The following is a 25,347-nucleotide window of genomic DNA, read 5'->3' as shown; positions in this document are numbered from 1 at the left end:
AGCCGGTTCCGCGGGTGCCCTGGGTTGGGCTGCGCCGAGGTCACGCATCGCGGGTCAGTGGAATACTGAAGGAATTAGCAGATGGCTAACACTATTCATGTGGACGTGGTCAGCGCCGAGGAGTCCATCTTCTCGGGCGAGGCCAAGTTCGTCGCGCTCCCCGGCGAAGCCGGCGAGCTCGGCATCTACCCGCGCCACACGCCGCTGATCACGCGCATCCGTCCCGGCGCCGTGCGCATCGAGACGGCCGACGGCGGCGAGGAATTCGTCTTCGTGGCCGGTGGCATCCTGGAAGTGCAGCCGACCACGGTGACCGTGCTGTCCGACACCGCGATCCGCGGCAAGGACCTGGACGACGAGAAGGCCAGCGCCGCCAAGGCGCGCGCCGAAGAGGCTCTGAAGAACGCCAAGAGCGACATCGACATCGCCCTGGCCCAGTCCGAACTCACCGTGATGGCCGCGCAGATCGCTGCGCTGCGCAAGTACCGCCAGAAGAAGTGACCGGCACGGTCTGACTTCTCCGAAAAAGCCGCCTTTGGGCGGCTTTTTTATTTGTGCGCCCAGCATGGGCGCGATCCTGGAGGTGCGAGTCCTCCCGCGAGCTGACCACAGTGAGCGAAGTGAAGTGCAACTGCGTGAGGGCGACCGAGCGTGGGAAGGAAGCATGGAGCGTAAGCCGCGAGTCGAGGAACACGAAGCGCATATGAGGCGGTGCCGAGCAGGGCGAGCGGGCAAATGATCGCGAAGCCCTTGTGGTCAAGGCGAGGTGACGTAGATGCGACGGCTGTGCGGTGAAGGATGGCGTTCTTACCTGGGGAGATCTCGCCTTGTGCCTGAAAGGGCGACACCGATGAGGTGGAGCGAGAAGTCAGCAGAGGTTGTAGTAGTCGGGGCGACCCGACGAAGAACCGAACGAGAAGGACAGTGACGAGTCATGAGGCTTGGCGGTGCATTGCATCAGAAGCCCGGGAGGTCGCAAGACGGACCGGGGCGCACGGGAGTGAGGCGCGGTGAAGCCGCGTCTGAAGCCGGGAGCGATGAAGCAACGCTGGCGCGCCGTGAACAAACGAACTGTGGGGCCACTGACCTGCTGGGGCAGGCGCTGGCCAGAGAGAACATGGCGCGCGCGTGGAAACGCGTGAAGGCCAACAAGGGCAGCGCTGGCGTCGATGGACGCACAGTGCAAGAAACGGGCGACTATCTCAAGACAGCGTGGCCGGCCATCCGAAGAAGAGTGTTGGACGGCAGCTACCGGCCCGAGCCGGTGCGCCGCGTGGGCATTCCCAAACCGGGTGGCGGGATGCGCGAACTGGGGATACCGACCGTCGTGGACAGATTGATCCAGCAGGCGCTGCTGCAAGTACTGCAACCGCTCATCGATCCGACCTTCAGCGAGCACAGTCACGGCTTCCGGCCGGGGCGAAGCGCGCACGACGCGGTGTTGGAGGCGCAGCAGTACGCGCAGGCGGGCTACGGGATCGTGGTAGACGTGGATCTGGAGAAATTCTTCGACCGCGTGAACCACGACATCCTGATGGACCGCCTGGCAAAGCGGATAGCGGACAAGCAGGTGCTGCGGCTGATTCGCCGTTACCTGCAAGCGGGCATCCTGGCGCACGGGGTGCACAGCGAACGGTTTGAGGGCACGCCGCAAGGCGGGCCACTCACGCCATAGACGCAAAAGGCAACTTCGAGTTTGAGCGGTGCGTTGCGTTGTGCCGGACGCGATCGATTCTTGACTTTAGACGCAAGAGGTAATATGTTTGCGTCCAATGTCGCGATCCTCCGGCGCCGAAAGGGCCCAACGCTTGAACGCTGCATTCGATCTGCTCACTCAAGGCCATGCTGTCGCGCAGGCTGCGGCGATGCTGACCGAACAGTTCGGGTTGTCGCAGCGCCAAGCCTATCGCTATTTGCAGGAAGCCCAGACGATCAAACGCCCTGTGGCGGTCTCGGCACCCAGCGTGGCCATCACCATCAAGGTGCCCGGGGACATCGTCACGACGCTGCGCGAGCACGCGCATGCCACGGGTTCGACGATCGGCGATGTGGTTTCGCGTGCCGTCTCGGCCTTGGTGGCTCGGGAGCGTCGGCGTGGCTGAGCGCCGCCACAGTCGCCAGGTCCGATTCGAATATTGTTTTGACCGCTTGTTCAGCGCCAAGCTCGAACAGGTCTATGACATCCTGGTTCCCGATCGAACCCGCCGTACCGGCGAGGCTGGCCGAATAGGAGGGCACGCTCATGAAGACAGCGGCGATCTATGCACGGGTGTCCTCCGACCAGCAGAAGGAGGACAAGACGATCAACAGTCAAACGGCCGCACTGATGACGTTCGCTTCAAGCCAAGGTTTCAGCGTACCGGCTGAGTGGATCTTCGAGGACGAGGGCTTTAGCGGAGCCACACTGATTCGACCAGGCCTGGAGCGAGTCCGAGACCTCGTCGCTGAAGGTCAGATTCAGGCCGTTCTGGTGCTATCGCCGGATCGACTCAGTCGCAAGTATGCCTACCAGGTCCTGCTCACCGAGGAATGGCTGCGTCACGGCGTGGAGACGATCTTCATCAAAGCGCCGCAGTCGCAAACACCTGAGGACCAGTTGCTGCTGCAGTTCCAGGGCATGATCGCCGAATACGAACGCGCCCAGATCCTGGAGCGCTCGCGCCGCGGCAAGCGCCACCGCGCCAAACAGGGCGAGATCAGCGTGCTCAGTGGCGCCCCGTATGGCTATCGCTACATGCGCAAGACCGAGGAACGAGCGGCCTACTACGAGGTCATCGAGGAGCAGGCCGAGGTGGTCCGTCAGGTCTTCGATCTGTACACAGCGCAGGCGCTGAGCATCGGTGCAATCACGCGGCGACTCAACGAGGTCGCCGTGCCCACGAGGAAGGGGCAGTCCTGCTGGGAGCGCTCGACGATCTGGGCGATGCTGCGCAATCCGGCGTATCGAGGCTTGGCCTGCTTCGGCAAGACACAAGAGGCCCCGCGACAGCGCCGCAGCAGCCGTGCCGTGCGCATGAGCAGCCGACCACCGCGGCGCGGTACTCGAACCCAACACGAAACGCCCCCTGATCAGTGGATACAGATCCCCGTTCCTGCGCTGGTGGATGAGCAGACATTCGATCTGGCGCAAGAGCGACTGCAAGACAACAAGAAGTTCTCCCCACGCCGTACGGTCGAGCCGAGTATTTTGCAGGGCTTGGTGCACTGCGCCGAATGCGGCTATGCGCTGTATCGGACTTCCACGTGCAGCAGCGCGCGCAAGATCTACTACTACCGATGCCTGGGATCGGACGCGTGGCGCTACCAAGGGAAGGCGCGGTGCAATGCGCGGCCCATCCGGCTCGATCTGCTGGAGGATACGGTGTGTGTCGGCGCCGATTCAAATGTGACCCACCCTGCCGATCGAATTCTGACCCGGGGATGGAAGCCGGCAGCGTTCGTGCCGACTGTGGATAAGTGTAGGTTGTTTGCCGACGAAGGATGTTCTCCATGACGGTGGAAGTCGCGCGGGGCAAGCTGCGAAGGGCGTAGCCCGTAGCAGCTTGCCCCGCGCGCGGCGGCCTTCGCTGGAGGCTTCATCCCCCTAGGAAGGCCGCAGAACGGGCCTATGGCGGCGCCTACACCTGCGGCAGCTCCTGAGGAGACCTGCGACTCATTTCACGCTCCTTGACGCGCTTCTTGGCCGCGGCCGTGCTGCGCGTGAAGCGGATCGACTCGTTGCCCGTCTCCAGGATGTGGCAGTGGTGCGTGAGCCGGTCCAGCAGTGCCGTGGTCATCTTCGCGTCGCCGAACACCGTGGACCATTCGCCGAAGTCGAGGTTCGTTGTAATGACCACGCTGGTGTGCTCGTACAGCCGGCTGAGCAGATGGAACAGCAGCGCCCCGCCGGCTTGACTGAAGGGGAGATACCCCAATTCGTCCAATACGACCGCGTCCATGCGCATCAGGCTTGCCGCGATGCGCCCGGCCTTGCCCTGGGCCTTCTCCTGCTCCAGCGCATTGACCAAGTCCACCACCGAGTAGAAGCGAACACGCTTGCCATGTCGCGTGATGCCGCTCACGCCGATGGCGGTTGCAAGATGACTCTTGCCCGTGCCTGTTCCACCTACCAGGACCACGTTGTGCGCGTTTTCGGTGAACGACATGTCCGCCAGCTGCATCACGAGCTTACGATCCACCGGCGAGATGCCGAAGTCGAAGCCCGCCAGGTCGCGATGCACCGGGAACTTCGCCGCCGTCATCTGGTGACGCACCGAGCGCATTGCACGATCAGTGCCCTCCGCCTCCAGCAGGTGCTCGATCAGCCAGCGCGAGGAATCCACCGCCGCACTGCTGCCTTGGTCGACCAGATCGGCCCATGCCCCAGCCATGCCGTGCAGACGCAACTCCTTGAGCTCCGTGATGAGGTCACGCATGGCCGACCTCCTCGGCCGCGAGGGCCGCGCCTGCGCGCAGCAGGTCATAGCGCGCCGTGTCCGCCAGCGGCGGCACGCTCAACTGCAACGCCGTCCTGACGTTCTGCGGCGGGGGCGCTGCGTTCATCCGCCCCAGCACGTTGAGTACATGCTCGACACTCACACGGCCCGACGGCGGCGCACTCTCCAGCGCGAGTTCCACTGCCACCAGGACCGCGTCGAGCCCGGCGCTGGGCACGATGGCCAGCACCTGCGCCATCACGCGATCCCCGCCAGCCTCGCGCAACAAGGCGCGCCGCAGCCGTTGCAGCGGCTCAGGCATGTCGGCGAACGGTGCCCCATTGCGCAGCGCCCCGGGCTTGCGCTGCAGCAGCGGGATGTAATGCTGCCAGTCGTACTGCGTCCTGCTCTCGTCAGCGAGGCGCTCGTGGTCGGCGACCACCTGGTCGCCCGCCACCACCTTCACACGGCTCGGGTACAGCCTTGTCGACACCATCTGACCGGCCAGCTCACACGGCACCGAGTAGCGGTTGCGCGCCACCGACACCAGGCAGGTACTCGACACGCGTGCGGCCTTCTCCACGTAGCCGTCGAACGCCACCGTCATCGGCATCAGGTGGGTCCGCTCGTGCTCGAGCATCTCCGCGATGCTGAAGGCTTCATGTTCGGGGTGGCGCACCTCCTGCCACAACTGACGGCACCGTGTCGCCAGCCATGCGTTGAGCTCCTCGAAGCTGCCCCAGCGCCGCTTGGTCGCCTCCAGCCACACGCGCCGCCGGCTGTCCTGCACGTTCTTCTCCACGATGCCCTTCTCCCAGCCCGCAGCGACGTTGCAGAAGTCAGCATCGAACAGGTAGTGAGCGCACATCACGGCGAAGCGTGAGTTGACGACGCGCCCTTTGCCCTTCTTGACCTTGTCCACGGCCGTCTTCATGTTGTCATAGATGCCGCGACGCGCGATGCCCAGCGCCGCAAACCCGCGCGTGTGCGCGTCGAACAGCATCTCGTGGCCCTGGCTCGGGTAGGCCACCAGCCAGAAGGCCCTGGACGCGCACAGCTTCATGTGCGCCAGCATCACGCGCCGGTACACCCCCGCGATCACCAGTCCTTCATCGCTCCAGTCGAACTGGAACGCCTCACCCAACTCGAAGGCCAGTGGCACGTACGCCTTGGCGCTCAGATCAAGGCCCTCGCGCTGGCGCCACTCCCGGATGAAATCGGTCAGCCGGCTGTAGCCCCCGTCGTAGCCAGTGGCCTTGAGCTCCTCGTGGAGCGCGCGGGCCGTGCGCCTCTCGCGCTTGGGCCGCCGCGCGTCAGCCTTCAGCGCCTGCAGGATCGTCTCGTGGAACGGCGTCAGCTTGGTCGGCGCCGCCGCCCGCCGATACCGCGGTTCATCGACCTGCCGCACCCGCAGGTATTTGCGCACCGTATTGCGCGACAGGCTCGTCGCCCGCGCAATCTCGCGCACCGTCTTGTTCTCGCGGAAATGCATCCGCCGAACCTTGCCAATCATGGCCATGGTGATCACTCCTTACATCTCCTGCTGCACAAAAAAACAGCAGGGTAGGTTGAACACCCGGGTCAAATTTCGGTCGGCACAATCCTCACAGGTGGGTCAATTTTCGGTCGGCGCCAACAACGGTGTGGACCGAGGTTGCTCGATTGCTCGAAGACCCTGGGCTGATTCAGGCCGAACTGACCCGGCGGGTGGAGGCGGCGCGCACATCCCATCCGGCCCAACGCAACCAGGAGAGGATCACGCGCGAGTTGCTGCAGGTTCAGCGGCGCGTTGACCGGCTGCTGACGGCCTACCAAGAGGACCTGCTCAGCCTGGACGAGCTACGCCGACGCATGCCCGAGTTGCGCCAGCGCGAGACACGGTTGAAGGCGGAAATCGAATCGTTGCGAAGCCAATTGGCCGATCAAGCAATTTATCTGCGCCTCGCTCACACACTGGGCGAGTTCCTTGAACGCCTGCGCATGCAGGTGCAGGATCTGGACGTTCTGGAACGACAGCGCATCGTCAGGCTGCTCGTCAAGGAGGTCGTCGTTGACGACGACACCATCACGATCCGACACTCGATCCCGAACTCGAACAGGCCGTCCGGCGGGCCCGAGGGGCCACGCAATCCGGGCGGCCCTTTGCCCCGCGGGGATGGTCCGGAAGCAAGTTCGCTATTGCGTACGTGGTGTGCTGAGCCCGCTGCTGGCCAACGTGCTGTTGGACGAGGTGGATCGAGAATTGGAGCGGCGCGGACACAAGTTCGTGCGCTACGCCGACGACTGCAACGTCTACGTCAGGAGCCAGCGGGCGGGAGAGCGTGTGCTGCAAGCACTGCGCGGCTGCTACTCAAAGTTGCGGCTGCTGGTCAACGAGTCCAAAACGGCGGTGGGCGAGGTCTGGGGACGTAAGTTCCTGGGCTACTGCCTGTACGTCACGTCCAAGGGTGAGGTAAAACGGGCGGTGGCCGATCAGGCCATGCACAAGCTGTGTGAGCGCATCCGGCAACTGACGCGACGCCTTAAGGGGCGCAGCCTTGAACAGATCGCGAAGGACCTCCAAGGCTACGTGCCGGGGTGGAAGGCGTACTTCCGCCTCGCGCAGACGCCCAGGGTCATGCGTGCACTCGACGAATGGCTGCGGCACCGGCTGCGCAGCGTTCAGCTCAAGCAATGGCGGCGCGGGACGACGATGTTCCGCGAGCTGCGCAAGCTGGGCGCGAGCGTGGAGGTGGCTGCGCGCATTGCCGGCAACGCGAGACGTTGGTGGCGCAACAGCCACAGAGGCCTGAACAAAGTGCTGTCCGTGCGCTACTTCGATAGCCTGGGAGTCCCCAAATTCTCCTGACCTCAACTTCTCGAACCGCCCGGTGCGGACCCGCATGCCGGGTGGTGTGGGAGGGGTCCGATCAGCGATGATCGGCCCCTATCCCGATCCGGTGCGGTGTGGATCGCCGCTTCTTGATGGAGCTCAATCCTGTCGTGTGGGATGTGCGCAGAATGGCAGCAGCAATCCGCCGCACCATGGCCAAGAAATTCCCCATCAAGCCCGCGCACCCCGAGCGTGTCTGCTGGGGCTGTGACCGCTACTGCCCGTCCGACTCGATGATGTGCGGCAACGGCTCCGAGCGCACGCAGCACCCCGCTGAGCTGTTCGGAGACGACTGGATGGACTTCGGCAGCGCAAACGCGGCCGGTGACGGCGATGCCTCGGATGGCTTCGATCCAAATTTGGTCGAAGTTAAGTCTTGTTAGGCTGAAGACGCGCTCCTAGTATTCGCGTTCGCCCAAGGTCCAGCGGGACACCGGCGATTCACGAAAAACGACGGAGACAACGCGTGACCCCCTGGAGTCGCCTGACTGCCGACGAGTTGCAACTGCTGGAGACCACGTTCTGGTCGGCCGGCGGTTCGCGCCATGGCATGGCGGAACAGCTGGGCTTCTCCAAGAGCAAGGCGAATGCGCTGATCGCCGGCCTCGTCGACCAGGGACTGCTGACCGAGGCGGGCCTGCGGCGCTCGACCGGTGGCCGCCGCGCCGAGAACCTGCAGCTGCATGCAGGGCTGGGCGTGCTGGTGGGCGTCGATATCGGCGCCACGAGTCTGGATGTCGCCGTGCTCGCCCCGGATCTGAGCGTGCTCGCGCATCACGCGGAGCCGGCCGACGTGCGCGAAGGTCCGGGCGTGGTGCTCGCACGCGTTCGCGGGCTCATCAAGGAATTGCTGGCGCGCGCCGGCTTCACTTCGAGGCAGGTGCTGGGCATCGGCATCGGTGTGCCGGGCCCGGTCAACTTCGAGATCGGCCAGCTCGTGAATCCGCCGCTGATGCCGGCCTGGGACAGCTTCTCGATCCGCGACTACCTGCGCGAGGACTATGCCGCGCCGGTCTTCGTCGACAACGACGTCAACCTGATGGCGCTCGGCGAGCTGTGGCGGCTCAAGCGTTCGCTCTCCAACTTCCTCGTCATCAAGGTCGGCACCGGGATCGGCTGCGGCATCGTCTGCCATGGCGAGGTGTACCGCGGCGCGGCGGGCTCGGCCGGCGACGTCGGCCACATCTGCGTCGACCAGGAAGGCCCGCGCTGCCATTGCGGCAACCTCGGCTGCGTCGAAGCGATGGCGGCCGGACCGGCCATCACGCGCATGGCGGTGCAGGCCGCCGAAGCCGGCGAGAGCGCCGCGCTGGCCGAATGCCTGCGCACCCAGGGCCGCATCGAGGCCATCGATGTCGGGCAGGCCAGCCGCGCGGGCGATGCGGCGGCGAATGCGATCGTGCAGCGCGCCGGCAACCTGATCGGCCAGATGCTGGCGTCCATCGTCAACTTCTTCAACCCGTCGCATGTCTTCATCGGCGGCGGCATCACGCGCATCGGCCCGCTCTTTCTCGCGGCGGTGCGGCAGAGCGTCTACCAGCGCTCGCTGGCGCTGTCGACGCGGCATCTGGAGATCCAGTACACGCCGCTCGAAGGCCAGGCCGGCCTGATCGGCGCCGGCGTGCTGGCAATGCAGGAAACCCTCAAGGTGCGGGGGGTGGCGCCATGACGGGCAGCGCCGCGATCGCCACACCGCGGCAGAAAGCCGCCGTTTCCGTCGAGTTCGACCACGTGGTGAAAGCCTTCGGCCCGGTGCAGGTGCTGCACGGCGTGAGCTTCTCGCTCGCGCCTGGCCGGGTGTACGGCCTGCTCGGCGAGAACGGCGCCGGCAAGTCGACCCTGATGAAGATCCTCGCGGGCTACGAGCCGCTCACGGACGGCATCCTGCGCGTCAACGGCCAGGCGCAGCAGTTCGAGAGTTCGCGCGATGCGGAGGCATTGGGCATCGTCCTGATCCACCAGGAATTCAATCTCGCGGAACACCTCACCATCGCGCAGAACATCTTCCTCGGCCATGAAAAGAAGATGTCGCCCCTTGGCCGTCTCTTCGCGACGTCCGTCCCCCGAGGGGAGCAAGGAAGCTTGGGGCGGCCCGGCGCTTCCAAGGGCTGGCTGCTCGACGATGCGACGATGGCCCGCGATGCCGCCGCCGCGCTCGCCGAGGTCGGCCTCCACATCGACCCGGCCACCAAGGTGCGCCGCCTGATCGTCGCCGAGAAGCAGCTCGTGGAGATCGCGAAGGCGCTCTCGCGCCACGCGCGCCTCTTGATCATGGACGAGCCGACCGCCACGCTCACGCCCGGCGAAACCGAACGACTCTTCAGGCTCATCGCCCAGTTGCGCGCCGACGGCGTGACGGTGGTCTACATCTCGCACAAGCTCGACGAAGTCGAGCGCGTCACCGACGAAGTGATCGTGATGCGCGATGGCCGCTTCGTCGCCCGCGCGCTCACGCCGGATGTGACGCGGCACCAGATGGCGAACCTGATGGTCGGCCGCGAGCTGGCCGACCTCTATCCGCCGCGCGACAAGGTGGTGGCGCACGCCGCACCCGCGATGCGCGTGAGCCGCTTCAGCGTGCCCGGCTGGGCGGAGGATGCGAGCTTCGAGGTGCGACCGGGCGAGATCCTCGGCTTCGCCGGCCTCGTCGGCGCGGGGCGCACCGAGCTGTTCGAGGGCCTTCTGGGACTGCGCCCCGCCAGCGGCCAGGTCGAGATCCACGGCAAGGCCGTTCAGCTGCGCAATCCGCGCGAGGCCGCGAAGCACGGCCTCACCTACCTCAGCGAGGACCGCAAGGGCAAGGGCCTGCACGTCAACCTCGGCCTGCGCCAGAACCTCACCCTGATGGCGCTCGAACGCTACGCCACGCCATGGCTTCACCCCGACGCCGAGCGCAGCGCGCTCGCGGCCGCGGTGAAGGACTACGGCATCCGCACCGGCGACCTCGATGCGCGCGCCTCGTCGCTGTCCGGCGGCAACCAGCAGAAGCTCGCGCTCGCGAAGGTGCTGCAGCCCAGGCCGAAGATCGTGGTGCTCGACGAACCCACGCGCGGCGTCGATGTCGGCGCCAAGCGCGACATCTATTTCCTGATCCAGCGCCTCGCGCGCGAAGGGCTCGCGGTGATCGTGGTCTCGTCCGAACTGATGGAACTGATCGGCCTGTGCCACCGCGTCGCGGTGATGCGCGCCGGCCATCTCGTGACCACGTTGAACGCCGAGAACCTGACAGAAGAGGAACTCATCGCTCATGCCACCGGAACCGCCACCCCGCACTGAGGCGCAGGCGCAGCACCGCGCCGAGGCCAGGCCGCGCTGGACCGAGCGCCTGCACGGCTTCGGGCCGGTCATCGGCCTCGTGCTGCTGTGCATCGCGGGCACCCTGCTCAACAGCGATTTCGCGACGCTCGACAACGCGATGAACGTGCTCACGCGCACCGCCTTCATCGGCATCATCGCGGTGGGCATGTGCTTCGTGATCATCTCGGGCGGCATCGACCTGTCGGTGGGCTCGATGGCGGCGCTGATCGCCGGCTGCGTGATCATGTTCATCAACGCGCTCGGGCCGCTGCTCGGATCGCCGGTGCTTGCGGTGATGCTGGGCGCGCTGCTCGCCGTGGCGCTCGGGGCGGTGTTCGGCCTCGCGCACGGCCTGCTCATCACCAAGGGACGGATCGAGCCCTTCATCGTCACGCTCGGCACGCTGGGCATCTTCCGCGCCTACCTGACCTACTTCGCCAACGGCGGCGCGCTCACGCTCGACAACGAGCTGTCGGATGTCTACGCGCCGGTCTACTACGCGAGCCTGCTCGGCGTGCCGATCCCGGTCTGGGTCTTCCTCGTCGTCGCGGTGATCGGCGGGCTGATCCTCAACCGCACGGCCTATGGGCGCTACGTGCAGGCCATCGGCTCGAACGAGCAGGTCGCGCGCTACGCGGCGGTCGGCGTCGATGGCGTGAAGGTGCTGACCTATGTGTTCCTCGGCGTCTGCGTCGGCATCGCGACGCTGCTCTACGTGCCGCGGCTCGGCTCGGCGTCGCCGACCACCGGCCTGTTGTGGGAGCTCGAAGCGATCGCTGCGGTGATCGTCGGCGGCACCGCGCTCAAGGGTGGATCGGGCAGCGTCGTCGGCACGGTGATCGGCGCAATCCTGCTCTCGGTCATCAGCAACATCCTGAACCTCACCAGCATCATCAGCGTCTACCTCAACGCGGCGGTGCAGGGCTTCGTGATCATCGTCGTCGCGTTCCTCCAGCGGGGCCGCCGATGACGCAACAACGCTTTCCCGTCCGTTCCGTTTCATCATCAACCAAGGAGACAAGCAGCATGAAGACTTCCATTTCCCGTCGCATGGTCCTCGGTGCGGTTGCCGCGGCGAGCTTCGCCGCGTTTCCCGTCCTCGCGGCTGCGGAGCCGGTGCACCTGGGCGTGTCGATCCCGGCCGCGACGCACAGCTTCATGGGCGGCATCAACTACTGGGCCAACCAGGCGAAGAAGGACCTCGAGAAAGAGCACAAGGACCTGAAGATCACGATCAAGACCGCGGCCAATGCGCCCGAGCAGGCGAACCAGCTGCAGGACCTCTCGACCGTGAGCAAGATCAACGCGCTCGTGATCTTCCCGTTCGAGTCGGCGGCGCTCACCAAGCCGGTGGCGCAGGTCAAGGCCAAGGGCATCTACGTGACGGTGGTCGACCGCGGCCTGACCGACACCAGCGCGCAGGACGCCTACGTCGCCGGCGACAACACCGCCTTCGGCAAGATCCCGGCCGAATACCTCGCGAAGAAGCTCGGCGGCAAGGGCAACATCGTGGCGCTGCGCGGCATCCCGACCACGCTCGACAACGAGCGCATGGACGCCTTCAACAGCGTGATGAAGAACTACCCAGACATCAAGCTGCTCGATGCCAAGTACGCCAACTGGAACCGCGACGACGCCTTCAAGGTCACGCAGGACTACCTGACGCGCTTCAAGAACATCGATGCGATCTGGGCCGCCGACGACGACATGGCGGTGGGCGTGCTCAAGGCCATCGAGCAGGCCAAGCGCGACGACATCAAGGTGATCTTCGGCGGCGCGGGCGCCAAGGGCATGGTCAAGACCATCATCGACGGCAAGGACAAGCGCATCGATGCCGACGTGAGCTATTCGCCGAAGTTCATCTACGACGCGATCAAGCTCACGGCCGAAGCGCGGCTGAAGGGCGAGAAGCTGCCGGCGACGACGATCATTCCTTCGGTCCTGATCACCAAGGAAAACGCCAAGGACTTCTACCACCCGGACTCGCCGTTCTGATGACCAACCCCGGGGGGCGAGCCAAATGACTAAATTGCGTTACGCCATGGTGGGTGGCGGGCGCGATGCCTTCATCGGTGCGGTGCACCGCAAGGCGATCGCGCTCGATGGGCAGGCCGAGCTGGTGGCCGGGGCGCTTTCCTCGAGCCCGGAGAAGGCGAAGGCTTCGGGCCGCGACCTGTTCCTGGCCGAGGACCGCAACCACGGCGACTGGCGCAGCCTGCTCGACGACGAGCTGAAGCGGCCGGCGCACGAGCGCATCGACTTCGTCTCGATCGTCACGCCCAACCACATGCACTTCCCGGTGGCGCAGGCCTTCGTGGACGCGGGCTTTCACGTGGTGTGCGACAAGCCGCTGGTGCACACGCGCGCACAGGCCGATGCGCTGGTGGAGGCGGTCGCGCGCCAGGGCACTGTCTTTTGCGTGACCTACAACTACACCGGCTATCCGATGGTGCGGCAGGCGCGCGAGATGGTGCGCTCGGGCGAGCTCGGCGAAGTCCGCAAGATCGTCGTCGAATACAACCAGGGCTGGCTCGCGACGCGCCTCGAAGGCGCGGGCAACAAGCAGGCCGCGTGGCGCAGCGATCCGGCGCAAAGCGGCGCGGCCGGTGCCATCGGCGACATCGGCTCGCATGCCGAGAACCTCGTGGCCACCGTGACCGGCCTGGAAATCGAAAGCCTCTGCGCCGACCTGAGTTCCTTCGTGCCCGGCCGGCCGCTCGATGACGACGGCAGCCTGTTGCTGCGGTTCAAGGGCGGCGCGCGCGGCGTGCTGGTCGCTTCGCAGATCAACGCCGGGCTCGAGAACGACCTGCGCCTGCGCGTCTCCGGCGCGCTCGGCACGCTCGAATGGCGGCAGGAGCGGCCGAGCGAGCTCACGCATCTGCCGCACGACGGGCCCAGGCGCGTTTTCACGCGCGGCACGCCCTGGCTGTGTGAATCGGCGCGGCGCGCGAGCCGGCTGCCGAGCGGGCATCCGGAAGGCTTCATCGAGGCCTTCGCCAACCTCTACGGCGGCGTGATCGCGGACATCCGCGCGAAGCTGGCCGGCGTCGCCGCCGATCCGCTCGCGGCCGACTATCCGCGGGTGGAGGACGGCGCGCGCGGCGTGCGCTTCATCGAACGCACGGTGGCCTCGGCGCAGAGCCAAGCCAAGTGGACCGCATGGTGAGGGCCCGGGTCAGAGGATCACCGGCGCATCCGGCAGCTCGTTGCTGTCCTTCTCGCCCTCGGCGAGCGGAAAGTGCTCGATCAGCAGCGCGGAGACCTCTTCGAGCGCCTGCGTGAGCCCGTCCTCGAAGCGCCCTTCGCGGAACGCCTCGCCCATGCGCCTGGCCGTCGCGGCCCAGGCCGCGTCGTTCACGTGCAGGTCGATGCCGCGATCGGCCACGATCTCGATCGCATGGTCGGCCAGGAGCAGGTAGATCAGCACGCCGTTGTTGTTCGCCGTGTCCCAGACGCGCAGCTTGCTGAACATCATGATCGCCCGCTCGCGTGCCGTCGCATCGCGCCACAGGTAGGACATCGGCAGCCCGGCCTCGACGCAGATGCGGATCTCGCCGCTGTGCCGCCGCTCGCTCGCGCCGACGCGTTGCGTCAGGCGCTTGAGCGCGTCGGCCGGCAGCGCGCGCCGCACATGGGCCTCGTCGACCCAGCGATGGCGCCAGATGCGCGCGATGCGTGAAGTGAGCGTTGCCATGCCTACCAGTCCCCCGAGGCGCCGCCGCCGCCGAAGTCGCCGCCGCCGCCCGAGCCGAAGCCGCCCCCGCCGCCGGACGAACCACCGCCGCCCCAGCCGCCGCCACCGCCACGTCCGGCGCCCCAGCCGCCGCCGAGACCGCCGAGACCGCCGCCGCGCCGCATCGGACCGGCGCCGAAGGCCATCGACAGCAGCGTGAACAGCAGCGCGGCCAGCCCCGCCAGCACCGCGATCACGATGCTCGACGTCAGCATCATCACGACGAAGCCGGTGATCCCGCCCATCGCCAGCGAGCCCGGGATCTTGCCGAAGATGCGGCGCAGGATCGGCCCGCCGACCATCACGGCAATGAAGAAGAACACGGCGAGGTCCTGAAAGTTGAACCCGCCGCCGCCGCCGCCGCCGCGGCCCTCGCCGCCGAAGTCGCCGCCGCGCGCATCGACCTCCGGCAGCGCCTCGCCCTTGACGCGCGCGATGAGCTGGTCCGCCGCCGCATCGAGCCCGCCCGCGAAGTCGTTCTGGCGGAAGCGCGGCTTCATCGCCTCGTCGATGATGTGCGCCGCCGCGAGGTCGGGCACCGCGCCTTCGAGCGTCTTGGCGACCTCGATGCGCATCTTGCGGTCGTTCTTGGCGACGATCACGAGGATGCCGTCGCCGACCTCGCGCCGCCCGATCTTCCAGGTATTGCCGACGCGGTTGGCGTAGCTCGCGATGTCCTCGGGCGCGGTGGTCGGCACCATCAGCATCACGATCTGCGAGCCCTTCTGCTGCTCGAAGGCCTGCAGCTTGGCTTCGAGCGCGGCGCGCTCCGATGGGGTGAGCGTGCCGGTCTGGTCGATCACGCGCGCATCGAGCTTCGGCACCGGCAGCAGGCCCTGCGCCAGCGCATGCCCGCTCAGCAGCGCCGCCGCGAACAGCAGCAGTGCGGTCAATGCAAAGCGGATGCGGACCATCGACATCGCAAGTCGCCGCGTCGCCTTACTTCTTCGGCGCGCTGAAGTCGACCGTGGGCGGCGTCGAGATCTGGGCCTCGTTCTGCACCGAGAAGTTGGGCTTGGGCTCGTAGTTGAAGACCTTCGCCGTCAGGTTGGTCGGGAAGCTGCGCGCGAGCACGTTGTATTCCTGGACCGTCTGGATGTAGCGGTTGCGCGCCACGGTGATGCGGTTCTCGGTGCCTTCGAGCGTCACGCGCAGGTCGCGGAAGGCCTGGTTGGCCTTGAGGTTGGGGTATTGCTCCGACACCGCCATCAGCCGCGACAGCGCGCTCGACAGCTCGCCCTGCGCCTGCTGGAACTTGTTGAAGGCCTCGGGGTTGTTGAGCGTCTCGGGCGTCACCTGGATCGAGGTGGCCTTGGCGCGCGCCTCGATCACCCGGGTCAGCGTTTCCTGCTCGAAGTTGGCTTCGCCCTTGACCGTGGCCACGATGTTCGGCACCAGGTCGGCGCGGCGCTGGTACTGGTTGAGCACCTCGCTCCAGGCCGACTTGCTGGCCTCGTCGAGTCGCTGGAAGTCGTTGTAGCCGCAGCCCGAGAGGGCGAGTGCGGCGAGGATGATCATCAGCCAGCGTTTCATCATCATCGAGGTCCCTTGTTGTGAATTCGGCGAAGGTAGCATAGCGCCATGCCGGTCGATCCCATCCATGCGCTGCAGGCGGGCCGGCGAGGCCCGGCGCAGCAGGATGCGGGCACGGGCACGCTCCTCATTGCCGGCGCCACCGGCGTGCTGGGCCAGGAGCTGGTCCGGCGCCTGGCCGGCCGGCACCGCTTCGACCACACGCGCGTGCTGGTGCGCGAGCCGATCCGCGAAGGGATCGCCGGCGTCGAGACCGTGCTCGCGCCTGACGCGCCGATCGACGATTGGCCGCTGGTGGAAGCCGACACGGCGCTGATCCTCTTCGAGCCGCCGCGCCTCTACTACGACCGCGAACGCGCCCTCTGGACGCCCGCGCCCGAGCAGTTGCCGGCGCTGGCCCGCTGGCTGCGCGCAAGCGGCGTCGAGTCGCTCGCGATCGTCCAGCCGCATGCGCAGGGGCGGCTGCCCGAGGCGCTCAAGCGCGGCCTCGCTTCGCTCGACGAGCAGGCCGTGGTGGCCGAGGGCTTCGAGCGCGTGATCCTCGTGCGCTCGGCGCAGAAGCCGGCCAAGCCGCGGCAGGCGAACCCGGCCCAGCGGCTCGCCGACTGGATGCTCTCGATCGCGCGCTTCATGGTGCCGGCGAGCGAGCAGCCGGTGCGCGCCTCCAAGGTCGCCGAGCTGGTCGACGTCGCGCTGCGCCTGGCGCCCCCCGGCGCGCGCGTGATGGCGCCCGAGACGGTCTGGCGCGCGGCCCAGGGCGATGTGCGCGAGACCGTCGAAGCCTGGATCGCGGAGTCGCACTGAAGCACCCGCCGGCACGCGTCCGAGGCAAAATCGATCCCTCCCGGCAGATCACCCCATGTCCACCAAAACCAGACTCCGCGCCGCCACCGTCGGCGGCACCGCCGACGACGTCGAGGCGGCTTTCTACGAGGCTCTGCAACGCGGCGACGTCGACGCGCTGATGGATTGCTGGGCCGACGAGGACGAGATCTTCTGCGTCCATCCCGGCGGCCCGCGGCTGGTGGGCGCCGACGCGATCCGCGCCGCCTTCGAGCACATGTTCGGCAACGGCGGCGCGATCCACGCCACGCCCGCGCGCGTGCGCAAGGTCGAATCGCTCGCGAGCGCCGTGCACAACGTGCTCGAACGCATCGAGGTGCTGACCCCCGACGGGCACAAGCACGGCTTCGTGCTCGCCACCAACGTCTATCACAAGACCGCCCAGGGATGGCGCATGGTCGCGCACCATGCGAGCCCGGGCAGCGCACAGGAGCCGGGCGACGTCGCCGAGACGCCGCAGACCCTTCATTGATGCAGTACGTCGCACCGCGCTGGTTGCCCGGCGGCAACCTCCAGACTATCTGGGCCGCCCTGTACGGCCGGCGCGTGATGGCGCCGCTGCCGCCGTACCGGCGCGAACGCTGGACCGCGCCGGACGGCGACTTCATCGACGTCGATTTCCTCGAAGCCAAGGGCCCGGGCCCGCGGCCGCTGCTGGTGCTCTTCCATGGGCTCGAAGGCTCGTCGCGCAGCCACTACGCCGAGGCCTTCGCGGCCTTCGCGCTGGAGCGCGGCTGGGACTACGCGGTGCCGCATTTCCGCGGCTGCAGCGGCGAGATCAACCTCGCGCCGCGCGCCTACCACTCGGGCGATTTCGAGGAGATCGACTGGATCCTCGCGCGCCTGCACGAGGGCCGCGAGGCCATCCGCGCGGTGGGCGTCTCGCTCGGCGGCAATGCGCTCATGCGCTGGGCGGAAGAGTCGGGCAGCGAGGCTTCCAAGCGCGTGCGCGCGGTGGCCTCGATCTGCGCGCCGCTCGACTTGGCGGCCGGTGGCACCGCGATCGGGCAGGGCTTCAACCGGCTGGTCTACACGCCGATGTTCCTCTCGACCATGAAGCCCAAGGCGCTCGCCAAGCTGGCGCAGCACCCGGGCCTCTTCGACCGCGATGCGCTCCTCGCGGCGCGCGACCTGCACGACTTCGACGACGTCTTCACCGCGCCGCTGCACGGCTTTCGCGATGCCGACGACTACTGGCGCCGCGGCTCGGCCAAGCCGCACCTGCACCGGATCGAGATCCCGGCGCTGGTCGTGAATGCGGTCAACGATCCCTTCGTGCCCGCCGCCAGCCTGCCGCGGCCGGGCGAGGTCGGCCGCCATGTCACGCTCTGGCAGCCGGCCCACGGCGGCCATGTCGGCTTTCCGCTCGGCTTTCCGCCCGGCCATGTGCGCGGCATGCCCGAACGAGTCATAGCCTGGCTCGCGGATAAGTAAGAGAAGCGCAGAACACCGCAGAACACCGCGAAACCGGCTTCGCCGGGCCGCTGGTGTTGCCCCCGGTCGGGGGTTGGCGGCTACGCGCAGCGAGCAAGCCTGGGGGCGAGCAAAATACCGCGCCATGGACGACATCGTCAGACAGGCCCTGGCCAAGTGGCCGAACGTGCCGCATTGCTACGGCTGGCTCGGCCTCGATGCGCGCGGCAACTGGTATCTGCGCGATGCGCCCACGCAGGCCGCCGGCCCCTTCGCGGCGTCGAAGGGCTCGATGGTCCGGCACGAGAAGCTGATCGAATTCATCCAGCGCAACTACGAGCGCGACGGGCAGGGCCAGTGGTTCTTCCAGAACGGGCCGCAGCGCGTCTATGTCGAGCTCGAAGCGACGCCGTGGATCTGGCGCGTCGCCGAGGACCTGTCGGTGCGCTCGCACGCGGGCGAGCCCGTCGAGCCCTCGGCCTGCCTGCTCGACGAGGACGGCAAGCTGTACCTCCTCGCGTCGATCGGCCTCGGCCTCGTGCACACGCTGGACGTCGGCCTGGCGTCGGAGGCGGTCGAGCAGGGCCGGTGGGTGCCCGAGGACGTCCGCGCGGCCGATCTGCCGGCCCGCTTCGGCTACGTGACGAGCCCGGCGGCCTCGCGCTGAGCGCCGCGCAGCCAAAAAAGAGTAAGCGTCTCGCGGCCCCATCTTGCCGGGGAGGCGATAACGGGTTACTGACCGCGCGCAGTGGTGGCAAGGCGACAAGACGCCGGGTTTTGCGGGGTGGTACGGGTCCGGCCACGGTGGCAGCATCCAGCCTCCTGAACTCGGGTCAAGGAGGTATCAATGTCTGAGCGAACGTCGCGACTTATTGCGTCCGGCGGCCTCGTCGTGGGTTCCGTTCTGGGTATGGCCGGGGCGTTCACGCCCTCTGTCCCAGTTCGCGGGGTGCTCTGGGGCCTCGATGGCATCACGCTAGTCGTTGCTGCCGCGCTTCTGGTGATTCACCACTTTCGCAAAGGTAACGACGTAGTCGCCGCCGGCTTTCTGGTGTACGTGGTCGGCCAGACGCTAGTCTTGTCCAGCGCTGCAATGGATCTTGCGGCTAGTGGTCCCGTGTTCGGGGCAGGAGCTGGCCTTTGGGCTGCATCGCTGTTCTTGCTGAGCGCGCCGAGAGTTGCGTCGCTCTGGATTCGCATCGTTGGTGTGGTTGCCGGCGCGTTGTTCCTGGTGGTCGCGATACGTCTACTCATGGGGCAAGCGCTAACAGCACTGTCAGAGCCATTTCCCTTCAATGCGTATCCGTTGTTAGTTGCCACCCTCGTAGGCTGGGCATGGGAGCGTTATCGCGGTGCCGCCTAACAACCGTAATGGTCCGACGACGGCCGTCCTGGCCTGACTCTCCCGTGCCCCGGTGGATGGAACCTCACCAAAAAAAAGAGCCCGCTGCTGCGGGCTCTTTTTTTTGGCGCGGGGGGCCGTTACTTGGCGGCGCCTTCCGCAGGCTTGGCTGCATCGGCGGTCGCGGCGCCCTCGGCCGGCGCGGCGGCGGCCTTGTCCGGCACCGGGAAGTTGGCGCCGCCGGCATTGGCCATGTAGACCACGGCGCGGCCGATTTCCACGTCCTCGAAATCGCCGCCGCCTTGCGGAGGCATCGCGTTCTTGCCCTTGAGCGCGTGGTCGAGCAGCGTCGCGTAGCCCTGGCCGATGCGGGGGCCCCAGGCCGCGGCGTCGCTGAAGTGCGGCGCGCCGGGAATGCCGGGGGAGCCATGGCAGGTCACGCACTGGGCCTTGAACACGGCTTCGCCGGTGGCGAGCGCACGGTTGGCGTCGCGGATCTCGATGGAGCCGACCTTCTTCAGGCGCTCGGCGACATCGCGGTCGCGCACGTCCTTCGACACGCCGGTGAGCGCCAGGCCCTCGCCCTGTGCCTCACCCGAGGGGCGGGTCCCCGAGACCACGTACGAGACCAAGCCCGCGATGATCAGGATGGGAGCGAGGAATGAGAAAAATACCGCTATCAGGAGTTGCCGGGGATTCTTGATCGGTCCGGTGTGGGCTTCTTCTGTGGCCTGGTAGTGCACTTCGTCGCTCATTGGGTCCTCAGTGTGGGGCTCGTCGGGGGCTTTTTAGATCACGGCGGATTATAGGGATCCCACTGCGCTCGCTTTGCGATCCGCGCGCTCGACCCGCGTGGGCGGGTGCGGGCCGACGAATCGGCAAGAATACAATTGCCAACGGCCACCGTCCCGGCATCGCGCGCCCTATCTCCCAGGCAATCCCATGTTCTCAGCGCATTATTGGAAGTTTCGCGCGTCTACCTGGAGCGCGTGGGCGTTGGTGCTTGCATGCCTCGCCGGACCGGCCTGCGCGCCGGCACGTGCCGCGCTGCCGGAGGAATATCCCTCGAACTACGGAGCCGTGGTTCTGGCCGCCCGCGACGAAGGCAAGGTCGTCGTGTACTCGACGACCGATCGGTCTGCCGTGGCGGCGCTTATTCACGACTTCGAGACTTTGTATCCCGGCGTCAAGGTCGACTACGAAAAAATCAACAGCCCGGAGCTTTACCACCGATACCTTTCCGAGACCGCGGCGAACCAGCCATCGGCCGACGTGCTTTGGAGTTCGGCGATGGATCTCCAGATGAAGCTCGCGAACGACGACTACGCGCAAAGATATCGGTCGCCCGAGGCGGACCACCTGCCGGAGTGGGCCGTGTGGCGCGATTCAGCCTATGGCACCACGTTCGAACCTGTCGTGTTCGTCTACAACAAGCGATTCGTCACGGGTTCGGATATCCCGCAGACGCATGCGGACTTCGCAAGGCTGATCACCACGCAACACGACAAGTACGCCGGCAACGTTGCCACATACGATCTGGAACGTTCGGGCGTTGGCCTTCTTTTCGCGACGCAAGACAGCCGCGTTCAGCCGGGTTTCTGGGACCTGGTCAAGGCGCTCCACGGCGCAGGGGTCAAGTACGAATCCAACACCTCGGTGATGGTGCAGCGGATCGTCTCGGGGCAATACTATCTGGGCTACAACCTGATCGGGTCCTACGCGATGACCCGGGCGCGCCGGGACCCTTCGATCGGGATCGTCCTGCCCAAGGACTACACACTGGTCATGTCGCGCATTGCCCTGCTGTCAAAAACCGCGCGGCATCCCAACGCCGGCAAGCTCTGGCTCGACTACCTCTTGTCCAAGCGCGGGCAGACCGTGCTGTCCACCCGAGCGGAGTTGTTCTCCATCCGCACCGACGTCGCCGGTGAATTCACCGCGGCCACGCTCCGACAAGAGCTCGGCACCTCGCTGAAGGCCATCGGCGTCGGGCCGTCGCTGCTCGTGTTTCTCGACCATGCCAAGCAAGCCGAGTTCATGCGGCGCTGGGGGCAAGACGCCGGAGCCAGCGCGGAGCTCAAGTAGCGTCCGGCGTCGAATCCGCAGGCTGCGGACCGGCCTCTTGCAGATGGATGCGCACCGCCAGGCCCACGCCGCTGCTGGGCGTGCGCAACTCGATGCGGGATCGATGGGCGATGCAGATGTCGCGCACGATGGACAGCCCCAACCCCGATCCGCCGACGGCCGAGCCGGGCGCCCGGTAGAACCGTTCGAAGACCTTGTCGCGCTCGGCGAGCGGGATGCCAGGCCCGTCGTCCTCGATTTCCAGGACGGGCCCGCCGCCGTCGCGATTCAGGCGAATCGCGACGCTTCCACCATGGCGACCATAGGCGATGGCGTTGTCGATCAGGTTCGCGATCAGCTCACGAAGCAGCAGTGCATTCCCCATGACGACCACCGGCTGCGGGGCGTCTTCCAGGCTCAGGTCCATCGATCTTCTTCTCGCCTTCGCGACGTACTCCAGCGCAGTGTCCAGCGCGAGTTCGCTCAGGTCCACAGGTGCAATGCGCTGGTCGTGCAGGACGTCCGGATCCAATCGTGCCTGCAAAAGAATCTGCGAGATCAGGCGTGCCAGGCGGTCGATGCCCGCTTGCGTGTCGATCAATGTCGCGCGGGACAACTCCGGTCGATTCTGTTGCACGCTGTATTCGATTTGCATGCGCATCTCGGCCAGCGGCGTGCGCATCTGGTGCGATGCGTCCATGATCAGCCGCTCCCGGCTCGCCAGCAGGTTCGCGACACGCCCCATGTGCAGATTCAGGGCCTGGATGAGCGGACGAACCTCCTTCTGGATGCCCGACGGATCGATCGGGCTGAGGTCCGACGGCTCGCGTTCGGTCACGCTGGCGTGCAAACGCCTGAGCGGCTCGAGGCCGCGGAGCAGACCGAACGCCACGAGCAGCCCTGCGGCCAGGATCAACAGCCCCTGTCGCGTCAGGCCTTCGATCAGGATCTCGCGCGACAGTGCATTGCGCGCTCCACCGGTCGCCGCGACGACGATCGTGACGGGCGCCGTCGGGTTGGCGCCGTAGACCTGCTTGTTCAGGGCCAGGAGATGGATGGTCTCGCCGCGATACTGCGCGGAATAGGCGACAGACTCTTGCGGCGGCACGGGCGCGCTTGCGGGCAGCGGCAGGTCGTCGTATCCCGTCAGCGTCTTTCCGTCCGGAGCGACGACGCGATAGAAGACGCGTTCCTGCATGTTCGATTCGAGCAGCTGGAGGGCGGCATACGGCAGATCCACGGCGATGCCGCCGTTCCTGACCTCGATGCCCTCGGCGATCGCATCCGCCGACGCCATGAGAAGACGATCGAACGCGAGGTTGGCCGTTGCCACCGCGGTTCGATTGCTGAACCATGCATTGACCAGCAACAGGAGCAGCAGCGGAATCAGCAGCCAGCGCAGCAGCTGAAATTGCAGGCTGTCAGCCTGCTTCCAGAACATATCCCAGGCCGCGCAGAGTGACGATCGAAACGCCGGTTTCGTGGAGTTGCTTGCGCAGTCGATGGATGTAGATCTCGACCACGTCCTGGCCGGTCGTCGCATCCAGCGAGAACACGCGTTCGTACAGCGCGGCCTTGCTGACGGCCTTGCCCATTCGCATCAGCAGCACTTCCAGCACGGAGTGCTCCTTGGGACGCAGCACGAGCCTGCGGCCGTGCAGCGTGAAGAGTCGTCCGCTGGTCTCGTACTCCAGGGGGCCGAGTTTGACTTTCGGGGTGCTCACGCCGTGCGCCCTGCGCATGACCGCAGCCAGTCGCGCCTCGAGCTCGGAAAAGTCGAAGGGCTTGGCGAGATAGTCGTCGGCGCCGAGGTTCAGGCCCTTGACGCGCTCTTCCAACTCGCCCCGGGCCGTCAGGATGACCACCGGCGACGAGTTCCGGCGTTCGCGGGCACGCTGAAGCACGGCCAATCCACCCATGCCCGGCAGCGACAGGTCAAGCACGACCGCGTCGTAGCTTTCCGTGCACAGCAAGGCGTCCGCCTGGACGCCGTCGTGTACTTCGTCGACGGCGAATCCACGTTGGCCTAACGCCTTACTCAACCAGGAGGCCAACTTGAGACTGTCTTCGACCAGCAGCAAACGCATTTTGTGGGGGCACTGAATCGCGCGGCGCGCGCATTTGGGACCCGATATTGGGCGTGCACGCAGCGGCGGTGATGGTCGGTGTTTTCCCGAACCCGAACCAAAGTAAAGCGGCGCGAAAGGTCGCAAAAACAGAATCCGCCGCGTGCAACGCCAAGGGCGGCGCACTGACAACAACCCCCACCCGTACCGTCAAAGAGTCGAGGAGAAGACCGCGTGAAGAAGACCGCATTGTGCAGCGCCATTCTGGCTATTTATTCGATATCGGCGCCTGCTTTCGCCGACCAGGTTGCCGACCTGAAGGCAGAGATCGCGGCTCAGAAGCAGGCCGCAGAGGCCCAGAAGCTGCGGCTCGACGCGCTCGAGCAGAAGCTCAACGCGGTGCAGACGCAGCAGCAACAGCAACAGCAGCAGATCTCGGCCGCTCCCGTCGCGGCGCCCGGTGCCCTGCCTGAAGGCGTGAGCTTCGAGCGCGGCAAAGGCCTGAGCTACGCCACGCCGCAGGGCAGCGTCTCGCTGTATGGCCTGATCGACGTGACCTACGTTCACACCAACAACGCGGACAAGGACGGCAACAGCGTGACTTCTCCGCGCGTTGCATGGTTCAGCGGCAACCGCTGGGGCCTGACCGGCAGGCGCGCCATGGGCGACAGCGGCCTGGATACGATCTTCAAGCTCGAGAGCGAGTTCGAGAGCCAGACCGGCTCCGACGACACGCCGGGCGTGACCTTCAATCGCGACGCCTGGGTCGGCGTGCAAAGCGATGCGTTCGGCAAACTCACGCTGGGTCGCCAGAACGCCATTGCCCGCGATCCGATCTCTTCGGGCATCTACGGGGATCCATACGGCCCGGCTGCGCCGACCCTCGAAGAGGGCGGCTACACCAACAACAACAACTTCAAGCAACTGGTCTTCTACGCGGGCAGCGCCACGGGCACGCGACTGGACAACGGCGTCGTGTACAAGAAGAAGTTCGACAACGACCTGTACCTCGGCGCGGCATATCAGTTCGGCGGCGTGCCGGGCAGCTTCTCGCAAGGCTCGACGGAAACGCTGACGCTCGCTTATGCAGGCGGCGCGTACAACCTGGCCGGCTTCGCCACATCGGCCAACGTGGACGGCCGCACCAACCGCTCATACTCCGTCGGCGGCAACTACACCATCGGCCCTGTCAGGCTGAATGCCGGCTACTACCACTACACGGCGGAGCAAGGGCTGCTCGGCAGCCGGACCGACAATGCCTACACCGTCTCGGCCAAGCTCGCGCCCAAGGGCAGCAAGTTCGACTATCAGCTGGGCTACCAGAACATGAAGGCCGACAACGCGGCCGTCAACGCCGGCGGCAATGTCCTGAACGCGTTCTCGAACACCAGCCTGGCGACGGCGACGGCCACCGGCAGCCGTGGCACAGTCTACGGGTCGACGTTCTACCACTTCGACAACATCACGGAGGTCTACCTCGCCACCGACTACCTCAGGCTGAGGGATGGCTACAAGGTTGCCAACACCCACGGCTTCGGAAGCCAGTGGGAGTTCGGCGTCGGCCTGCGCACCCGGTTCTAGTCGACACTCGCGGACTTGGGCGGCGGCCGGCTTCAAAGTCACCTTATCAAGGAATGAAAGCTCCAGCCTTGCGCCTTCGCGGCCGACAAGCCTCGATGTGGTCGCCGAGCGCGGAGGCGTCACCTGAAATCCCAGACGCCTCGTGAATCCTTCGAAAACTTAAACAGAAAACCCCGAGATATCGA

25 protein-coding genes and 2 pseudogenes are annotated in these 25,347 nt (G+C 66.4%); 18 read left to right on the top strand and 9 right to left on the bottom strand.

The window, feature by feature from the left end:
- Positions 1 to 81 precede the first annotated feature (81 nt).
- The 4 genes and pseudogenes from VAR608DRAFT_RS15845 to VAR608DRAFT_RS15825 all read left to right on the top strand — a co-directional run bounded on the left by VAR608DRAFT_RS15845 (position 82) and on the right by VAR608DRAFT_RS15825 (position 3,493).
- Entirely contained in the window at positions 82 to 501 is a 420-nt protein-coding gene (locus VAR608DRAFT_RS15845; RefSeq protein WP_088954921.1) for a F0F1 ATP synthase subunit epsilon, read from the top strand.
- A gap of 433 nt (positions 502 to 934) precedes the next feature.
- A pseudogene (locus VAR608DRAFT_RS15835) lies at positions 935 to 1,672 on the top strand (reverse transcriptase domain-containing protein); the annotation flags it as partial.
- Positions 1,673 to 1,808: 136 nt separating this feature from the next.
- Positions 1,809 to 2,102: a hypothetical protein gene (locus tag VAR608DRAFT_RS15830; RefSeq protein ID WP_197700434.1), complete on the top strand. Its 294-nt coding sequence runs from the start codon at positions 1,809 to 1,811 to the stop codon at positions 2,100 to 2,102.
- A gap of 140 nt (positions 2,103 to 2,242) precedes the next feature.
- Complete coding sequence (locus tag VAR608DRAFT_RS15825; RefSeq protein ID WP_088954918.1) at positions 2,243 to 3,493, top strand: recombinase family protein; 1,251 nt, start codon at positions 2,243 to 2,245, stop codon at positions 3,491 to 3,493.
- A gap of 124 nt (positions 3,494 to 3,617) precedes the next feature.
- Here VAR608DRAFT_RS15825 and istB read toward each other — a convergent pair whose 3' ends face one another.
- The 3 genes from istB to VAR608DRAFT_RS15810 form a co-directional block, all read right to left on the bottom strand.
- Positions 3,618 to 4,415: an IS21-like element helper ATPase IstB gene (gene istB, locus VAR608DRAFT_RS15820; protein ID WP_088954917.1), complete on the bottom strand. Its 798-nt coding sequence runs from the start codon at positions 4,413 to 4,415 to the stop codon at positions 3,618 to 3,620.
- Positions 4,408 to 5,934: an IS21 family transposase gene (gene istA, locus VAR608DRAFT_RS15815; RefSeq protein ID WP_088958814.1), complete on the bottom strand. Its 1,527-nt coding sequence runs from the start codon at positions 5,932 to 5,934 to the stop codon at positions 4,408 to 4,410. The genes istB and istA overlap by 8 nt, the downstream gene beginning before the upstream one ends.
- 320 nt (positions 5,935 to 6,254) lie before the next feature.
- Positions 6,255 to 6,494 (bottom strand): hypothetical protein, encoded by a 240-nt coding sequence (locus VAR608DRAFT_RS15810; RefSeq protein WP_088954916.1) that lies wholly within the window; start codon positions 6,492 to 6,494, stop codon positions 6,255 to 6,257.
- A 109-nt stretch (positions 6,495 to 6,603) separates the two neighbouring features.
- Here VAR608DRAFT_RS15810 and VAR608DRAFT_RS15805 point away from each other — a divergent pair.
- The 7 genes and pseudogenes from VAR608DRAFT_RS15805 to VAR608DRAFT_RS15775 form a co-directional block, all read left to right on the top strand.
- A pseudogene (locus tag VAR608DRAFT_RS15805) lies at positions 6,604 to 7,263 on the top strand (group II intron maturase-specific domain-containing protein); the annotation flags it as partial.
- Between the two features lie 176 nt (positions 7,264 to 7,439).
- On the top strand, positions 7,440 to 7,670 hold the full coding sequence (locus tag VAR608DRAFT_RS15800) for a DUF3079 domain-containing protein (RefSeq protein WP_088958813.1): 231 nt from the start codon (positions 7,440 to 7,442) through the stop codon (positions 7,668 to 7,670).
- A gap of 116 nt (positions 7,671 to 7,786) precedes the next feature.
- A complete protein-coding gene (locus tag VAR608DRAFT_RS15795; RefSeq protein ID WP_088954914.1) occupies positions 7,787 to 8,956 on the top strand; it encodes an ROK family protein in 1,170 nt (389 codons plus the stop codon).
- The gene (locus tag VAR608DRAFT_RS15790) at positions 8,953 to 10,563 is read left to right on the top strand and encodes a sugar ABC transporter ATP-binding protein (protein WP_088954913.1); all 1,611 of its coding nucleotides are present in this window, start codon (positions 8,953 to 8,955) and stop codon (positions 10,561 to 10,563) included. The genes VAR608DRAFT_RS15795 and VAR608DRAFT_RS15790 overlap by 4 nt, the downstream gene beginning before the upstream one ends.
- Positions 10,535 to 11,554, top strand: coding sequence for an ABC transporter permease (locus VAR608DRAFT_RS15785; protein ID WP_088954912.1), 1,020 nt, complete (start codon positions 10,535 to 10,537; stop codon positions 11,552 to 11,554). The genes VAR608DRAFT_RS15790 and VAR608DRAFT_RS15785 overlap by 29 nt, the downstream gene beginning before the upstream one ends.
- Before the next feature lie 80 nt (positions 11,555 to 11,634).
- Positions 11,635 to 12,579 carry a substrate-binding domain-containing protein gene (locus VAR608DRAFT_RS15780; protein WP_231973564.1) on the top strand — a complete coding sequence of 315 codons (945 nt, stop codon included), beginning with the start codon at positions 11,635 to 11,637 and terminating at the stop codon, positions 12,577 to 12,579.
- A gap of 25 nt (positions 12,580 to 12,604) precedes the next feature.
- The gene (locus tag VAR608DRAFT_RS15775) at positions 12,605 to 13,753 is read left to right on the top strand and encodes a Gfo/Idh/MocA family protein (RefSeq protein ID WP_088954910.1); all 1,149 of its coding nucleotides are present in this window, start codon (positions 12,605 to 12,607) and stop codon (positions 13,751 to 13,753) included.
- Positions 13,754 to 13,762: 9 nt separating this feature from the next.
- Here VAR608DRAFT_RS15775 and VAR608DRAFT_RS15770 read toward each other — a convergent pair whose 3' ends face one another.
- The 3 genes from VAR608DRAFT_RS15770 to VAR608DRAFT_RS15760 are packed head-to-tail and all read right to left on the bottom strand — an operon-like array spanning position 13,763 to position 15,859.
- The gene (locus VAR608DRAFT_RS15770; RefSeq protein WP_088954909.1) at positions 13,763 to 14,281 is read right to left on the bottom strand and encodes a TPM domain-containing protein; all 519 of its coding nucleotides are present in this window, start codon (positions 14,279 to 14,281) and stop codon (positions 13,763 to 13,765) included.
- A 2-nt stretch (positions 14,282 to 14,283) separates the two neighbouring features.
- Positions 14,284 to 15,240, bottom strand: coding sequence for a TPM domain-containing protein (locus tag VAR608DRAFT_RS15765; protein WP_088954908.1), 957 nt, complete (start codon positions 15,238 to 15,240; stop codon positions 14,284 to 14,286).
- 19 nt (positions 15,241 to 15,259) lie between these two features.
- Complete coding sequence (locus VAR608DRAFT_RS15760) at positions 15,260 to 15,859, bottom strand: LemA family protein (protein ID WP_443082937.1); 600 nt, start codon at positions 15,857 to 15,859, stop codon at positions 15,260 to 15,262.
- Between the two features lie 42 nt (positions 15,860 to 15,901).
- Here VAR608DRAFT_RS15760 and VAR608DRAFT_RS15755 point away from each other — a divergent pair, with 42 nt between their 5' ends.
- From VAR608DRAFT_RS15755 to VAR608DRAFT_RS15735, 5 genes are all read left to right on the top strand, one after another.
- Positions 15,902 to 16,657: a hypothetical protein gene (locus VAR608DRAFT_RS15755; RefSeq protein WP_088954907.1), complete on the top strand. Its 756-nt coding sequence runs from the start codon at positions 15,902 to 15,904 to the stop codon at positions 16,655 to 16,657.
- Between the two features lie 55 nt (positions 16,658 to 16,712).
- Entirely contained in the window at positions 16,713 to 17,168 is a 456-nt protein-coding gene (locus VAR608DRAFT_RS15750) for a YybH family protein (RefSeq protein WP_088954906.1), read from the top strand.
- On the top strand, positions 17,168 to 18,130 hold the full coding sequence (locus VAR608DRAFT_RS15745) for a YheT family hydrolase (RefSeq protein ID WP_088954905.1): 963 nt from the start codon (positions 17,168 to 17,170) through the stop codon (positions 18,128 to 18,130). Before VAR608DRAFT_RS15750 ends, VAR608DRAFT_RS15745 begins: the two co-directional genes overlap by 1 nt.
- 124 nt (positions 18,131 to 18,254) lie before the next feature.
- A complete protein-coding gene (locus VAR608DRAFT_RS15740) occupies positions 18,255 to 18,776 on the top strand; it encodes a DUF2946 family protein (protein WP_088954904.1) in 522 nt (173 codons plus the stop codon).
- A gap of 180 nt (positions 18,777 to 18,956) precedes the next feature.
- Positions 18,957 to 19,472: a hypothetical protein gene (locus VAR608DRAFT_RS15735; protein WP_088954903.1), complete on the top strand. Its 516-nt coding sequence runs from the start codon at positions 18,957 to 18,959 to the stop codon at positions 19,470 to 19,472.
- A 119-nt stretch (positions 19,473 to 19,591) separates the two neighbouring features.
- On the opposite strand, the gene VAR608DRAFT_RS15730 is transcribed toward VAR608DRAFT_RS15735, so the two are convergent.
- On the bottom strand, positions 19,592 to 20,206 hold the full coding sequence (locus VAR608DRAFT_RS15730; protein WP_088954902.1) for a c-type cytochrome: 615 nt from the start codon (positions 20,204 to 20,206) through the stop codon (positions 19,592 to 19,594).
- Between the two features lie 187 nt (positions 20,207 to 20,393).
- Here VAR608DRAFT_RS15730 and VAR608DRAFT_RS15725 point away from each other — a divergent pair, with 187 nt between their 5' ends.
- On the top strand, positions 20,394 to 21,536 hold the full coding sequence (locus tag VAR608DRAFT_RS15725; RefSeq protein ID WP_088954901.1) for an ABC transporter substrate-binding protein: 1,143 nt from the start codon (positions 20,394 to 20,396) through the stop codon (positions 21,534 to 21,536).
- Here VAR608DRAFT_RS15725 and VAR608DRAFT_RS15720 read toward each other — a convergent pair.
- Together VAR608DRAFT_RS15720 and VAR608DRAFT_RS38010 are read right to left on the bottom strand one after the other, a co-directional pair.
- Complete coding sequence (locus VAR608DRAFT_RS15720; protein WP_088954900.1) at positions 21,529 to 22,956, bottom strand: sensor histidine kinase; 1,428 nt, start codon at positions 22,954 to 22,956, stop codon at positions 21,529 to 21,531. The genes VAR608DRAFT_RS15725 and VAR608DRAFT_RS15720 overlap by 8 nt on opposite strands.
- Positions 22,937 to 23,602: a response regulator gene (locus VAR608DRAFT_RS38010; RefSeq protein ID WP_088954899.1), complete on the bottom strand. Its 666-nt coding sequence runs from the start codon at positions 23,600 to 23,602 to the stop codon at positions 22,937 to 22,939. The genes VAR608DRAFT_RS15720 and VAR608DRAFT_RS38010 overlap by 20 nt, the downstream gene beginning before the upstream one ends.
- Positions 23,603 to 24,046: 444 nt before the next feature.
- On the opposite strand from VAR608DRAFT_RS38010, the gene VAR608DRAFT_RS15710 reads away from it, so the two are divergent.
- The gene (locus tag VAR608DRAFT_RS15710; protein ID WP_088958811.1) at positions 24,047 to 25,162 is read left to right on the top strand and encodes a porin; all 1,116 of its coding nucleotides are present in this window, start codon (positions 24,047 to 24,049) and stop codon (positions 25,160 to 25,162) included.
- Positions 25,163 to 25,347: the final 185 nt, after the last annotated feature.

The sequence above is a fragment of the Variovorax sp. HW608 genome, assembly GCF_900090195.1.
Lineage (GTDB): Bacteria > Pseudomonadota > Gammaproteobacteria > Burkholderiales > Burkholderiaceae_C > Variovorax.
This window is presented reverse-complemented; position numbering and strand designations above follow the sequence as displayed.